General features: G+C 44.0%; 12 protein-coding genes. 11 read left to right on the forward strand and 1 reads right to left on the reverse strand.

Translation table 11 applies throughout. The features are described from left to right. Window positions 1–54 precede the first annotated feature (54 nt). From IMZ28_RS00955 to IMZ28_RS01005, 11 genes are all read left to right on the forward strand, one after another. Window positions 55–264, forward strand: coding sequence for a hypothetical protein (locus IMZ28_RS00955; RefSeq protein ID WP_197548787.1), 210 nt, complete (start codon window positions 55–57; stop codon window positions 262–264). Further along, complete coding sequence (locus tag IMZ28_RS00960) at window positions 261–1,982, forward strand: lysophospholipid acyltransferase family protein (protein ID WP_232087486.1); 1,722 nt, start codon at window positions 261–263, stop codon at window positions 1,980–1,982. Before IMZ28_RS00955 ends, IMZ28_RS00960 begins: the two co-directional genes overlap by 4 nt. Window positions 1,983–2,072: 90 nt before the next feature. Next, window positions 2,073–3,074, forward strand: a complete 1,002-nt coding sequence (pstS, locus tag IMZ28_RS00965; RefSeq protein ID WP_197548788.1) for a phosphate ABC transporter substrate-binding protein PstS — start codon at window positions 2,073–2,075, stop codon at window positions 3,072–3,074. A gap of 195 nt (window positions 3,075–3,269) precedes the next feature. Beyond that, the gene (pstC, locus tag IMZ28_RS00970; protein WP_197548789.1) at window positions 3,270–4,124 is read left to right on the forward strand and encodes a phosphate ABC transporter permease subunit PstC; all 855 of its coding nucleotides are present in this window, start codon (window positions 3,270–3,272) and stop codon (window positions 4,122–4,124) included. A gap of 1 nt (window position 4,125) precedes the next feature. Next, window positions 4,126–4,935, forward strand: a complete 810-nt coding sequence (gene pstA / locus IMZ28_RS00975) for a phosphate ABC transporter permease PstA (protein ID WP_197548790.1) — start codon at window positions 4,126–4,128, stop codon at window positions 4,933–4,935. 17 nt (window positions 4,936–4,952) lie between these two features. Continuing rightward, window positions 4,953–5,744 carry a phosphate ABC transporter ATP-binding protein PstB gene (gene pstB / locus IMZ28_RS00980; protein WP_197548791.1) on the forward strand — a complete coding sequence of 264 codons (792 nt, stop codon included), beginning with the start codon at window positions 4,953–4,955 and terminating at the stop codon, window positions 5,742–5,744. A gap of 132 nt (window positions 5,745–5,876) precedes the next feature. Beyond that, on the forward strand, window positions 5,877–6,542 hold the full coding sequence (locus IMZ28_RS00985; RefSeq protein ID WP_197548792.1) for a phosphate signaling complex PhoU family protein: 666 nt from the start codon (window positions 5,877–5,879) through the stop codon (window positions 6,540–6,542). Between the two features lie 56 nt (window positions 6,543–6,598). Beyond that, complete coding sequence (locus IMZ28_RS00990; protein ID WP_197548793.1) at window positions 6,599–8,488, forward strand: alkaline phosphatase PhoX; 1,890 nt, start codon at window positions 6,599–6,601, stop codon at window positions 8,486–8,488. Between the two features lie 23 nt (window positions 8,489–8,511). Further along, the gene (locus IMZ28_RS00995; RefSeq protein WP_197548794.1) at window positions 8,512–9,195 is read left to right on the forward strand and encodes a response regulator transcription factor; all 684 of its coding nucleotides are present in this window, start codon (window positions 8,512–8,514) and stop codon (window positions 9,193–9,195) included. 69 nt (window positions 9,196–9,264) lie between these two features. Beyond that, entirely contained in the window at window positions 9,265–11,055 is a 1,791-nt protein-coding gene (recQ, locus tag IMZ28_RS01000) for a DNA helicase RecQ (protein ID WP_197548795.1), read from the forward strand. Between the two features lie 38 nt (window positions 11,056–11,093). Beyond that, entirely contained in the window at window positions 11,094–11,663 is a 570-nt protein-coding gene (locus IMZ28_RS01005; RefSeq protein ID WP_197548796.1) for a ribonuclease HII, read from the forward strand. Window positions 11,664–11,673: 10 nt separating this feature from the next. Here IMZ28_RS01005 and IMZ28_RS01010 read toward each other — a convergent pair whose 3' ends face one another. After that, the gene (locus tag IMZ28_RS01010; protein ID WP_197548797.1) at window positions 11,674–12,999 is read right to left on the reverse strand and encodes a YdgA family protein; all 1,326 of its coding nucleotides are present in this window, start codon (window positions 12,997–12,999) and stop codon (window positions 11,674–11,676) included. Between the last annotated feature and the right edge of the window lie 9 nt (window positions 13,000–13,008).

Genomic DNA, 13,008 nt, shown 5'->3' on the forward strand with positions numbered 1-13,008 from the left:
CGTTTTGTTACCAAGTTCTTTTATGATAAGGCATATCAGCATCTGGAGAATATTATGGAAAAAGAGATGATCATTTCGGAAAAAAAACTTGAAAAGCTCGCTAAAAGATTATCAAAAGAGTTTGGTATCGGTATGGATGAAGCCTATGAGCTGATTTATGAGGAGTGGGAGCTGGTAGAAGAACTTTTTGCAGTACATAAAAAGGCGAAAACAGTTAAAGAACACCTGGTACGTAGAATGAATGAACTTTACAGGATCGCATGATGCCGCAGATCAGTGTAGAAAATTATCTGATACATCACTACCCTGCCATAGAACATTTCCCTGCGTTGGCAAAAAAACTACTCTTCTCTTCTGTCCGTAAGCTCTTCCATGAAAACCAGATCAATGATTTTCTGGAAAAGAACAGATATAAAGATGCCTACAGCTTCATTGAAGCGGTACTGGACTATTTTGAGGTAGATATTGCTTTAAAGCAGAAAGAGATGAGTCATGTTCCTCCTTATGGACGGGTAGTGATTATCGCAAACCACCCTTTAGGCACACTGGATGCCATGGCAATGATATATCTGCTCAAAGATGTCAGAAAAGATATCAAGATCGTGGCCAACTCATTTTTGAAAGAGTTTGAGAATCTTAAAGAACTTATTATCCCTGTGGATAATATCAGCGGTAAGATGAGCAGGGAGACACTTGAGGGGATCTATAGTGCATTGGAGAGTGAAAAGGCTGTGATCATCTTTCCTTCAGGAGAGGTGAGCCGTGCAAGACCCAACGGCGTCAAGGATACTGCATGGAAGTCCGGGTTTTACAAAATTGCCAAAAAGACCTACTCTCCCATCCTTCCTGTCTATATCAAAGCAACCAATTCCAAAAGTTTTTATCTGCTCTCCATGCTCAACCGTTCATTTGCAACGGCAACCCTGCCGCATGAAATGTTCAAGGCACGGGGTAAAGAGATAAGATTTACTATAGGTAATCCTGTTCCGTATGAGAGCTACTGTATACAGGGAGTTCCCCAAAAAGAGGCAGTAAAGCTTATTAGAAAACATTTTTACCGTGTTGCAAGAGGGAAACCGAATCTTCTTAAGGTACAAAAGGGTATCTCTCTGGCTGAAGCACCGAGCGATATCAAGCATGCACTCAGCCAGGGAGAACTTTTGGGAGAGACAGCGGATGGAAAACAGATCATTCTCTATGAGAGTGAGCTGGAGAATTGTGTGATCAAAGAGATCGGGCGTTTGCGTGAAATCAGTTTTCGCCATGTGGGAGAGGGTTCGGGGGAGAAAAGAGATGTGGACAGTTATGATTTTTACTATAAACATATTGTGATCTGGGATGACAGTGATCTTGAGATCGCAGGTGCCTACCGTATAGGAGAGTGTGCACAGATTATTGAAGACTTTGGGGGTGAAGGGCTTTATACCAGTACACTTTTTAAGTATGATAAAGCATTCGAACCCTACTTTTGCAGGGGCCTTGAACTTGGAAGAAGTTTTGTGCAGCCGAAATACTGGAACTCAAGAGCGCTGGATTACCTGTGGCAGGGGATCGGTGCATATATCAAAAGCCATCCGGCTATCCGTTATCTGTTTGGTCCTGTGAGTTTGAGTGACAGTTTCACACCGCAGGCAAAAGCGCTCATTATCTATTTTTACCAACACTATTTTCCGGACAGGAAAATGCTGGTAGCACACAAAGCACGCTATAAAATACCTAAAGAGATGAAAGCATATTGTGAAGATATATTCTGCGGACATGACTATAGAGCTGACCAGCGTATTCTGAAAGAGGAGCTTAGCTATATGGGATACACGATACCGCCTCTTTACAAACAGTATGCAGAGGTATGTGAGGAGGGTGGTGTACAGTTTATGGACTTTGGCTATGACAAGCATTTCAATTACTGTATAGATGGTTTCATTTTTGTTGATCTGGACTTTATGAAAGAGAGCAAAAGAAAACGTTATATTGGAGAATAGAAGTTGTTATCGTCTGTAACCAAAATGTTTCCAAGTTGTTCTATACTTTCGATAACCCTAAAGGGACATACTATTTTCGAAGGAAAAAAAATGACATTGAAAAAGATCGTTACTGCTGCTCTAGCAGCATCTGTTGCCTTGACTGCCCTTAATGCGGACGAGCTTAAAGGTAGAGGAGCATCTTTCCCCGGACCTGTATATAAAGCCTGGACATCTGAGTACTTTGCTGCAACAGGCAACAAAGTGAACTATACCCCGACAGGTTCAGGTGACGGTATCAAATCGATCACAAAAAGAATGGTGGATTTTGCAGGTTCGGACAAACCGCTTAAGCCAAAGAAGCTTCAAAAAGAGAAGCTCTATATGTTCCCGTCTGTAATCGGATCCATTGTACTTGCATATAATATAGACGGTGTGAAAGACGGTGAATTGAAACTGAGCCGTGCTGCGATCGATGCGATCTTCTCCGGCAAGGCAAAATTCTGGGATGATGCGGTCATCACGAAAGAGAATACCGGACTTAAGCTGCCCCATGCACCTATCACGACCTGTGTAAGAGCGGACAAGTCCGGTACGACATTCAATTTTACATATTTTCTTAACAAGATCAACCCGGATGTTAAAGTAAGTAAAAAACCGACTTGGAAGGCAGCCAAGGTGGTTGCAGGCAAATCAAACTCCGGCGTATCTGCAAATATCCAGCAGATCAAGAACTCCATTGGCTATATTGAGTACTCATACAAGATCAAGTTGGGCCTTCCTGCTGCACAGGTAGAGAACAAAGAGGGTAAATTCATCAATCCGACAGTCAAGTCTTTCCAGGATGCTGCCAAGTATGCTACATGGACACCGGACAATGATTTCTATGCTGTTATCGGTGATCCTGCAGGTTCAACTTCCTATCCGATAGTAGCCGCAACATTCATTCTTCTTCCACAGGAAAAGAGTGAGAAAAACAAGCAGGTTACAGCATTCATTGACTGGGCATATACCAACGGTGACAAGGCAGCAGCTGATCTTGGATATGTTCCTCTTCCGAAAGAGACGAAGGATCAGATCAGAAAATACTGGGAAGCAAAAGGTATCAAGTAGGATCTGTTTCATTACGCAAAAAGAATCATTTAAAGCATCTCTCTGACAGATGCTTTCCACAGTACCTTTCCGGTACTGTTTCTGTAATCACTCTGTCAACTCTTCTCACAACACTTTTTCACTTGCTGCGCCGGTAACCAAAATGTTACCAATTTGTAATATAATCGCGCAAAACATCAATAAAGGCAATGCGGTATGAGTGGAAAACTCTTTCGAAACTTCTCTTTTATTTCAGCGACACTCTCCTTTTTTCTGCTGGTAGGTATTTTTGCCGTTCTCTTCAGCTATGCACAGGAAGCACTGCATACGTTTGGGTTTGATTTCCTCTGGAATGAACAGTGGGAGCCGGATGAAGATGACGAGGGTGGTGTATTTGGCGGATATATTCCTATAGTAGGTACACTTCTGAGTACCGTGCTCGCTATGGTGCTCGCTACACCGTTAGCTATGGGAATTGCCATTTTTTTAACGGAGATCGCTTCAGAAAAAGTGGCAAAACCTGTCTCTGTCGCTATTGAGCTTCTTGCCGCGATTCCGAGTATTATCTACGGGATGTGGGGCCTTTTCTACTTCGCTCCCATTGTACAGGCGGTTTTTGGGGGCAATGGTGTCGGACTTTTGACTGCAGGGATAGTCCTGGCGATCATGATCATTCCTTTCATGGCTGCGATCACCAGAGACTCAATGAACACTACGCCGGCAGTGCTTAAAGAGTCAGCCTATGCAATGGGTGCCACCAAGTTTGAGGTGATCAAAGATGTGGTGATGCCGTATGCAAAAGGTGGGATTATCGGTTCGATCATTCTGGCCCTTGGACGGGCATTGGGAGAGACGATGGCGGTAGCTTTCCTGATAGGTTCGGTCATGAGTACTGTAGGCAAAGTAACAGATCCGACAACATCCATTCCGGTACTTCTGGCAAACAATTTTGCCGAAGCGGAAGATTTGGAGATGAGCAGTATGTACTTCCTGGCACTTATTCTTTTTGCAATAAGTTTTGCTGTTATCTCCTTTGCAAAATTCTATTTCCTTGGCAGAAAGGCAAAATAAAATGAATAGACTCTTACTCAACAAGATCATTCTTGTTCTTTCGACACTCTCTGCATTGACAGGGATCGGCTTCCTGTTTTGGATCCTTGCTACACTCAGCTACAAGGGAATCGTCAGTATCCATTGGGATACCTTTACCAAAGATCTGGTGGAAGGGGGGATCAGAAACCTGCTGGTCGGCCAGTTTACGATGGCACTGATCGCTACAGCAGTGGCTGTTCCTGTAGGCATGATGGCAGGGATCTATCTTAGAGAGTACGGACATGGTTCCAGACTTGCTTCGATCATTAGAAATCTCAGTGATGTTATGATGTCGGCTCCCTCTATAGTGATTGGTGTTTTTGTCTACGCGCTTCTTGTTGATCCATTTGGCGGATATAATGGCTGGGCAGGGGCAGTGGCCTTGGCGATCATGATGATTCCGATCATTATCTCTACGACGGATAATATGCTTGCACTTGTACCCCAGGAGCTTAGAGAAGCAGGTATCGCTCTGGGAGGAAGCAAGCACAAGATCATTTTGCAGATCGTAATCAGGGCAGCAAAGGTGGGTATTATGACAGGGGTTCTGCTCTCTTTTGCCCGAATCATTGGAGAGACCGCACCGCTGCTCTTTACCTCGGCGAACAACCAGTTCTTTACGATGGATATGAGTGAACAGTTCCCGTCATTGACGGTCAGTATCTATAATCTGGCAACCTACCCGGATGAGGCAAGCCGTGAGTTGGCATGGGCGGCATCATTCATTTTGACGGTGATCGTACTGTGTATCAACCTTTTGGGACGATTTGTCATCCGAAATAAAAAGTAAAAAGTGAAGGAAAAGCAATGGCAGACAAGAATGTAGTAATGGAAGCAAAGAGTTTCTCTTTCTTCTACCCGGGAGCGGAAGCCCCTTCCCTTAACAAGATCGATCTTCCTGTTATGGAAAACAAGATCACGGCAATGATCGGACCGAGCGGTTGCGGAAAGTCGACACTGCTTCGCTCCATGAACCGTATTCATGATCTCTATCCGGGTAACACCTATAAAGGAGAGATAAACCTTTATAAAGCAGACGGAAGCAAAGAGAATATTTTAAAGATAAAAAAAGAGAATGATTTTATCCGTCTGCGACAGGAGGTTGGAATGATCTTTCAGAAGCCCACTCCTTTCCCTATGAGCATTTTTGACAATGTAGCCTACGGACTAAGGCTCTCAGGAGTGAAGAACAGGACAGAGCTTGCCGACCGTGTAGAGCATGCACTCAAGGGTGCAGCAATATGGAAAGAGACCAAGGAGAGACTGGGTGAGAGTGCCCTTGGAATGTCAGGCGGACAGCAGCAGCGTCTCTGTATTGCCAGAGCGGTAGCACTCAAGCCAAGGGTACTGTTGTTTGATGAACCGACTTCAGCACTCGATCCCATCTCTACCGGAGCGATCGAAGAGCTTATCTCTGAACTGAAAAAAGAGATATCAGTAGTGATCGTTACCCATAATATGCAGCAGGCAAGCCGTTTGAGTGACTATACGGCATTTATGTACCTGGGTGAGCTGATCGAATATGATGATACGGAAAAGATCTTTCTCAATCCGGGGAAAAAACTGACAGAAGACTACATTACAGGCAGGTTCGGGTAGAACTTTATGTAGTGGTAGAGGAAATACTCTGGTAAAGGGAGCTTCTCTGCCTCTAAAAGGGAGTATGCCCCGGGCGATTGAAGGCAGACTCTGCCCGGTTTCAAGAAGCAAAAAATATTAAGGAGTTGGATAATGTTGACAAAATATCAGGAAGCAAGACATGCGGTAAGATCACAGATAATAGAGACTGCAGAGATACTGGCCAGTGCGAATGCAGAGGGCTTAAGAGCGCTTGAGGCTTCCGATACGGTCAAGCTGGAAGTAATACGCAAGACACTTAAACCAGTGAGTGAGTATACAGAGAAGATCGATAATGATATCGTTCTGATCTTCGCCCGCTATACACCTGAGGCAAAAGACCTTCGTGAACTGGTCTCCTATCTTAAGATTACATCGGCACTTAACCGCATTAAGACCAATATTAATAATTATCTGAAAAATATGCAAAGCATGCTGGCCGAAGAAGATGACAACATTGTACAATTTATCAAAGAATCTCTCAGTATTAACCGCTGTACAATCAATGCATTTGAGAAAACACTTGCAATGTTCAAGACATTTGATGACAATGAGAAGATCAAACAGTTTGCCATTGAGATCGATGTAGAGTATGCCAAGACAGATGATATCTATGCACTGCTTGAGAAGAGTGTTCTGCAGAAGATGGGTGAAGCAGACGGCAAGGCTGAAGAGTATTTCAATCTTTTAAAATACATCCGAAAAAATCTTAAGATCATTGACAGGCTTGACAGTATTGCCCAGAGGATCATATTTGCACGTATGGGCGGGAAGCTCTAATACACTTTTGAAATCCAAAACGGTATACTATGCTGTCTTGTTTAAAGGAGTATAGTATGTCTAAAATCCAGTGGTCCCTGTTTCTGCTGATCTTGACCGTAGTTGCAGTGAAAATCATACTGCTTGACCCAAAAGAGGTACATCTTCTGGCCTCAAAGATCGAAAAGATTTCGTTTGAACCGGTTCCCCTTTCCAAAACGGATGCAGAAAAGTCTACCTTGCGTATTTCAAACCGTCTGTATCTTACCTATGAGAACAATCGTACCGTTACCTATCCGCTGCAGTATCATCAGATCGCAAAGATGGGAGAGAAGATCGGAGGCGGTACGATCGGATTGCTTACAGACAGAGAGGAGAGAGGGCTTAAAAACAGGGATGGTAAACCGCATATCTCTACCGAACCGGACGGTAACTCTCTCATTACATCTGGAGGCAGACATTTTCTGATCACCCATCTGGAAGAGGCACCCGGAGCTCTTTATGAAACAGAACTCGTTATGGGAGAGGGAAAAGTTTTGACAGCGATCGAAACAAAGAGTGTGGATCTCAGCCGGACTGGAGGGAGCATTATTGACTGTGCAAGTTCAAAAACGGTTTATGGCAGCCATCTTGGAGGGGAGGAGAACTATGCCATGAACTCCCGTTATGCAGACAAGGCTTCACCTTTTTATATTGACTGTCTTCTGGACGGCAGCTCGCAAACAAGTGATGGAGTATTTCACTACTTCTGTGATTATGTTGAAGGTATGAAAGCCTATCTCAATGAAAACAACATCAGCAAAGAGAATGGATACAACGGACGGGAGTTTACACCGTACAACTACGGATATATTATTGAGGTCAAACCTGATGAAAACGGTTCGACAGAAGCAGCAAAACACTATGTAACCGGGCGCTACAGCCCGGAGCTTGCAGTGATGATGCCTGATCACAGAACGCTGTATATGTCAGATGACGGCAACTATAAAGGGTTCTGGAAATTTGTTTCGGATGAACCGATAGAGCAGTTCAGGAAAGTATGGAAAGGGAGGCTGTATGCCGCGAAGCTGACACAACTCTCTGACCGGAACGGGGGTAAGTTTAAAGTGCAATGGCGTGAGCTTGGCCATGCCAGTGACAGTGAGATCAAAGCGTTGATCGACAAGAAGATGAAGCTGAGCGATATCTTTGAGATCGCCAAGCCTGACAAGAACGGGGTATGTCCCGGGGGCTTTAAAAAAATAAATGAAGACAGTGCTGTGGAGTGTCTGAAGATCAAATCGGGGATGCACAAAGCAGCTGCCTTTTTGGAAAGCAGAAAGTATGCTGCCTATCTGGGTGCGACAATGGAGTTTAGAAAGGGCGAAGGGCTTAGCTATGACCCACAACGGAACAGACTCTATTTTGCCATCAGTACGATCAATAAAAGTATGGAAGATGACCATGACGGAGAAGAGAGCCTTAATGATATCAGGCTGCCTGAAAATATCTGCGGAGCAGTCTACGCTTTAGATCTTGACAGTAACTACAGCGTGCAGAAAATGGAAGCCATGGTCATAGGAAAACCACTCAGGGAGTATGAGCCATTTTCCGAAGAGTATCGCTGCCATCCTGATGCCATAGCCAATCCGGACAATATCATGTACCTTGGGAAGAGTATTCTGGTCATAGGAGAAGACAGCAGGAACCATGTCAATAATATGCTATGGGCATATAATATCAATGAGAAAAGCTTGACACGTATCGCCTCTTTGCCCATTGGGGCTGAGGTTACAGGATTGGATAAGACAGTGATAGAAGGGAAGGGTCTTCTGCTCTTTAATGTACAGCATCCGTTTGCAGACAATCCTAAAAATGTGGAAGAAGATACTCCGAATGAAGTACTTGTAGAGGAGAGTACTGATGAACAGAAACGTGCCCAGATCGGTTATATAGGCGGTATTCCCAAAGTGATGATCTTCCAATAGATAAAATCTGATATAATCATTTTATGCAAAACAACATAGAGATCATCGTCATCGAGGACGAAGAGGATATTTTGGAATTGATCGAATATCACCTTATAAAAGAGGGATATGAGGTGACCGGTTTTCTATCGACTGAGAATGTGGAACGTTTCCTTGAAGAGGAGAGCCCCTCTTTGATGATCGTTGACCGCAATCTTCCGGGAGTGGAAGGGAGTGCTTTCGTGGCACATCTGCGGAAGATGGGATATGATATTCCAGTGATCTTTTTGACGGCCAAAGACAAAGAAAGTGACCTTGAATCCGGCTTTGAAGCAGGCGGAGATGACTACATGACCAAACCGTTTAACCCAAGAGAGTTGACCCTGAGAGTCAAGGCACTGCTTAAACGTTCCGGTGTTCTCCAAAAACAGGAAAAAGTCAAATACAAGTCGTTGACACTCGACTTGGCTAGCAAGATACTTTCTGTCAACGGGAAAGAGGTCTCACTAACCAATCTTGAGTTCAATCTGCTGTATACATTCCTTAAACATATTGACAAGCCGTTGACAAGGGATTTCCTCCGTAATGAAGCCTGGGGGTCTGAAGGAGAAAGTGTCAATGACAATGCTGTTAATGTTGCGATCAACCGTCTCAAGCACAAAATAGATCCGGATAATAAAGAGGGCTATTTTCATCCGGTATGGGGTGTAGGGTATAAGTTCGCATAGTACTATAAATAATATGACAATATGACATATTTCATCCGACTTTTGTTAAAAAATAGTTACACTTTCTTTATGAATAAAATAGAAACACTCGAACACTACTTTGGGCACAGCCGATTCAGACCACTTCAGGAAGAGGTGATCGATGCAATAATGGCAAAGCAGGATGTACTGATGATTCTTCCTACAGGAGGGGGGAAGTCACTCTGCTACCAACTACCCACACTCATGATGAAAGGGGTTACAGTCGTGGTCTCTCCGCTTTTGGCACTCATGCATGACCAGGTCGTAGCACTCAGAGCCAATGGTATTCCTGCAGTGATGCTCTCCTCCATGCAGGATATGGAGGAGAGTCAAATGATCGAAAAACAGCTTAGAAGTGGAGAGGTAAAATTTCTTTATGTGGCACCAGAGCGTTTGACAAACGGCTATTTTCTCAATCTTCTGCATCAACTTGATATCAACTTCTTTGTAATCGATGAAGCCCACTGTGTGAGTGAGTGGGGGCATGAATTCAGAGAAAATTATCGCCGTCTCTCTTTGCTCAAGGAGCAGTTTGCCACGATACCGATCGCTGCTTTTACTGCAACCGCAACAAAGATGGTCGAAGAGGATATTGCTGCCAATCTTGGATTGAAAGCTCCCAAACGTGTCAGGGGTTCACTTTTCAGAGAGAATTTGACCATTCAGGCAAAACACCGTATCAAAGACGGACGTGAACAACTGTTGGCTTTTTTGAAGCAGCATGAAGGTGAATCAGGCATCATCTACACGCTTTCAAGAAAGTCGACAGAGTCGGTTGCCCACTTTCTGCAGAACCAGGGCCTCGAAGCCAGAGCATATCATGCAGGGCTCTCTACCCAGGAGAAGAACAGTACTTACCAGGATTTTGTTGCAGACAGAGTCCAGATCGTAGTTGCGACCATTGCGTTTGGTATGGGGATCGACAAGAGCAACATTCGTTTTGTCGTACATATGACAATGCCAAAGACACTGGAAAATTACTACCAGGAGATCGGCCGTGCAGGGCGTGACGGTCTTGAGTCAGAGACCCTGCTTCTCTTTTCTGCATCCGATATCGTACAGCAGAAGATGTTTATAGAGGATCTTCCTGAGACACCCTATAAAGAGCATGCATTCAACAAGCTTGAGAGTATGGTACGCTTTGCCAACTCAGAGAATTGCCGTCACCAGAGCGTAGCAGCATATTTTGATGACAGGATAAATGTATGTGGTGATAAATGTGACAACTGTTCAGCACCGGCATCCCAAAAAGTTGACATTACTACAGCTGCACGAAAACTGCTCTCCGCGATTGCCAGAACCGATCAGAAATTCGGTCTGCACTATGTGATCGATATTCTCAGAGGAAGCAAGGAACAGCGTATTTTACAAAATGGTCATGACAAGTTGACAGTTTACGGTATTGGGGAAGAGTACAGCAAATCCCAGTGGCTGACCATCGGTGACAAACTGCTTGAGATAGGGGCACTGAGTATCGGAGAGTTTAAAGTCTACAAACTGACATCTTTTGGAGTAGAGGTACTTAAAGGAGAGCATCATGTCTCTCTTAAAGAGAGTCGGCTCAGTATCCAAAAAGCAGCACCCAAACGCAAGGTGACCTACTTTGATGACTATGACGTGGAAGTGTATGACAAGCTGAGGGATCTGCGTACCCGTATCGCTTCGGAGAATGGCATTCCTCCCTATATTATATTTTCAGACAAGACACTGAAAGACCTCAGTGCCAAACAGCCAAAAAGCAGAGAAGAGATGCTTGAAGTCCATGGGATCGGTGAAGTAAAATTTGATCGGTACGGGGAAGCGTTTTTGACACTGCTTGCAGAAAAAAGTACAGAATAGGAACAGGCCTGCATCTGCCTGTGAATGAAAAGGAACATATGAATAGAGAGTTTCAAAAACGGCTATGCGGCATAGATGAAGCAGGCAGGGGACCTTTGGCCGGTCCGCTTGTCATGGCTGGGGTGATCCTTACTCTCCCGATTGACGGGCTGATGGACTCCAAAAAGTTGACAGAAAAGAAGCGTGAAGCCCTTTTCCCATTGATCCTTGAGAATTCCGACTATCATATTGTTACATTTTCAGCCAAGCAGATAGATACAATGGGTATTTCAAAATGTCTTCAAAGCGGACTGCTTTCCATTCAAGAACACCTGCCGGGTGTTGCGTACCTGTTTGACGGCAACAGCTCCTTCGGTGTTGTGAATATTGAAACCATGATCAAGGCAGATACGAAGGTTCCAGAAGTAAGTGCTGCAAGTATTTTGGCAAAGGTGACACGGGACAGGGAGATGGTGGAGATGGGCAGGCGCTATCCACAGTATGGCTTTGAAAAGCATAAAGGATATGCGACAAAAGCCCATTATGAGGCGCTGCTGAAGCATAACCGGTGTGCGATCCACAGAAAGACCTTTCGGGTCAGAGGTTTGGACGAACCGGCTCTTTTTTAAACACTCTCTTTTAGAAAGAGATACCGTTTACAGTCGTTTTCCCGTTTCTCATAATGAGCGTATAGCTTTTTCCTCCATTCTCTTCTTTGGGAGGGATAAGCATCATCAGCATCATAGCTCTTGGATCCTCTCCGATAACAGAGAGGATCTCATTTGAAACGACTATTTTTGTATGGCTGTCAAGCGCATTGAGAAGTATAAGCGGGTTCTTGTCCAGCTGGGAAATATCGATATTCGGGTCAAACTTGAAAGAAGAGTTCACTAAAACTCCTCCTAGCTTTTTACCATTTTCAACGATCTTCTGAATGGAAAAGTTGTTGACAGTGAGAGTGATACCTTTTGAAAGCAGCAATCTGAGCTGCTTTTTGTAAGTCTCTGTCTCTATATCGCTCTTTTGCAGTTTATCGAGGGCATCTATATCAATATTCTCTATACTTACATCCCCGTGAAGATCGTTCAGAGAAAAGACTCTGGCTTTGGCTTTGGCCTCCAATACTTTTACAGTTGTTTTAATATGGCTTTGTAAAAGACCGTTTATAAACTTTTGGGAACTCTTTACCGATACTTCTCTGATCTCTGAGGAGAAGGTATCAGTTTGTCTCATATGAATATGTTCTACTTCGTAGAGAGCATCTACATCATGAATCGTTGTACCGGTCATTTGATGGTGGGATACCATGTTTTGAAGTGTGATCTCTGTGCCGTTGTTATCCATGATACCCAGTACTTTCAGCTTTTGGTCCAATTGTGTGATACGCTCCTGATCCATTTTTCCGGTAAAGGAAAGGCCTTTGATTTTGATCCTTACTTCCCTTTTTCCTGTCATGGTCTCATCAATATCCTGCACATAGCCCTGAAAGCCGGAAAGGTTTTTATTGATATCGATATGGATAAGAAGTTTTTTGTTGTCAAATATTTTCTGTATCTGGGAGAAGAGCGCTTTTTCCTCTTCATTCTCTGCAGTCTCAAGAATCCCGTCAGGCAGTTTTACAGGATAGAGATCAATGGAAAGTGCACTGTATATATCTTTCATATAGAAAACATCCGCACCGATCTTCATTCCTTTAAGTAGTGCGATCTCTTCAGGTGTTGTCGGGGTTCCCTGTGCAGTAAAGTAAGATGCGATCTTGGGAGGATCATCGAAACGGATAATGAAATGCTCTTTTTTGCCACTATTCTTGCGGTTTTCTATGACAAAACCGTTATGTTGCAATATGGTCAATTCCTGGTTGAGTTGTTTTTTGGCCTGTATAGTGAGTTCATCATGTCCCAGACTCAGGAAGTAGATGAGTGCTGCGGCAATAAGACCGAAAATCACTATGCCGGCTTTTTTCATAGAGATCCT

This window comes from Sulfurovum indicum, from assembly GCF_014931715.1.
Taxonomy (GTDB): domain Bacteria; phylum Campylobacterota; class Campylobacteria; order Campylobacterales; family Sulfurovaceae; genus Sulfurovum; species Sulfurovum indicum.

Excerpts from the sequence above, each read along its gene's own strand:
- IMZ28_RS00960 (WP_232087486.1), top strand. The coding sequence starts at position 261 with ATGATGCCGCAGATCAGTGTAGAAAATTATCTGATACATCACTACCCT.
- IMZ28_RS00990 (WP_197548793.1), top strand. The coding sequence starts at position 6,599 with ATGTCTAAAATCCAGTGGTCCCTGTTTCTGCTGATCTTGACCGTAGTT.
- IMZ28_RS00955 (WP_197548787.1), top strand. The coding sequence starts at position 55 with ATGGAAAAAGAGATGATCATTTCGGAAAAAAAACTTGAAAAGCTCGCT.
- IMZ28_RS00985 (WP_197548792.1), top strand. The coding sequence starts at position 5,877 with ATGTTGACAAAATATCAGGAAGCAAGACATGCGGTAAGATCACAGATA.
- IMZ28_RS00995 (WP_197548794.1), top strand. The coding sequence starts at position 8,512 with ATGCAAAACAACATAGAGATCATCGTCATCGAGGACGAAGAGGATATT.
- pstC (WP_197548789.1), top strand. The coding sequence starts at position 3,270 with ATGAGTGGAAAACTCTTTCGAAACTTCTCTTTTATTTCAGCGACACTC.
- IMZ28_RS01005 (WP_197548796.1), top strand. The coding sequence starts at position 11,094 with ATGAATAGAGAGTTTCAAAAACGGCTATGCGGCATAGATGAAGCAGGC.
- IMZ28_RS01010 (WP_197548797.1), bottom strand. The coding sequence starts at position 12,999 with ATGAAAAAAGCCGGCATAGTGATTTTCGGTCTTATTGCCGCAGCACTC.
- pstB (WP_197548791.1), top strand. The coding sequence starts at position 4,953 with ATGGCAGACAAGAATGTAGTAATGGAAGCAAAGAGTTTCTCTTTCTTC.
- pstA (WP_197548790.1), top strand. The coding sequence starts at position 4,126 with ATGAATAGACTCTTACTCAACAAGATCATTCTTGTTCTTTCGACACTC.
- recQ (WP_197548795.1), top strand. The coding sequence starts at position 9,265 with ATGAATAAAATAGAAACACTCGAACACTACTTTGGGCACAGCCGATTC.
- pstS (WP_197548788.1), top strand. The coding sequence starts at position 2,073 with ATGACATTGAAAAAGATCGTTACTGCTGCTCTAGCAGCATCTGTTGCC.